At 45.4% G+C, this 776-nt stretch carries 2 protein-coding genes; both read left to right on the top strand.

The window, feature by feature from the left end; all coding sequences use genetic code 11:
* Positions 1-266, top strand: a 266-nt coding sequence (locus R7040_RS25955) for a type II secretion system F family protein (protein WP_318073864.1), incomplete at its 5' end; no start/stop codon positions are given.
* Between the two features lie 61 nt (positions 267-327).
* Positions 328-771 carry a type II secretion system major pseudopilin GspG gene (gene gspG / locus R7040_RS25950; RefSeq protein ID WP_005465191.1) on the top strand — a complete coding sequence of 148 codons (444 nt, stop codon included), beginning with the start codon at positions 328-330 and terminating at the stop codon, positions 769-771.
* The last annotated feature ends 5 nt before the right edge of the window (positions 772-776 follow it).

Genomic DNA, 776 nt, shown 5'->3' with positions numbered 1-776 from the left:
CAAGCTTGCGTAAAGCTCTGGATCAAACCCGTTTATTCCCACCGATGATGCTGCATATGATCGCCAGTGGTGAGCAGAGTGGTGAGTTAGAAAGCATGCTGACGCGTGCGGCGGACAACCAAGACCAAAACTTTGAATCTACGGTCAATATTGCGTTGGGAGTGTTCACTCCTGCCTTGATCGCATTAATGGCTGGATTGGTGTTATTCATTGTCATGGCGACCTTGATGCCGATGCTAGAAATGAATAACTTGATGAGCGGATAATATTCGAATTAAGGCGTGTCTAAATTAAGACGTGGCTTGAATCTAACTTTCGGAGAAAAAAATGAAATTTAAGCGTAGTAAGCAACACGGTTTCACACTGTTAGAAGTGATGGTAGTTGTTGTTATCTTGGGTATTTTGGCAAGTTTTGTTGTTCCAAACTTGCTAGGCAACAAAGAAAAGGCAGACCAACAAAAAGCGATCACTGACATTGTGGCGTTAGAGAACGCGTTGGATATGTACAAGCTAGACAACAGCGTGTACCCAACGACAGACCAAGGTCTAGACGCATTGGTTACTAAGCCTTCTAACCCAGAACCGCGCAACTACCGTGATGGTGGTTACATCAAGCGTCTTCCAAATGACCCTTGGGGTAATGCATACCAATACCTAAGCCCTGGTGACAACGGCACGATTGATATCTTCACTCTAGGTGCGGATGGTCAAGAGGGCGGTGAAGGTCCAGCAGCGGATATTGGCAACTGGAACATGCAAGACTTCCAATAAAATGA

It is taken from the genome of Vibrio sp. 1069 (assembly GCF_033340555.1).
This window is presented reverse-complemented; position numbering and strand designations above follow the sequence as displayed.

Excerpts from the sequence above, each read along its gene's own strand:
- gspG (WP_005465191.1), top strand. The coding sequence starts at position 328 with ATGAAATTTAAGCGTAGTAAGCAACACGGTTTCACACTGTTAGAAGTG.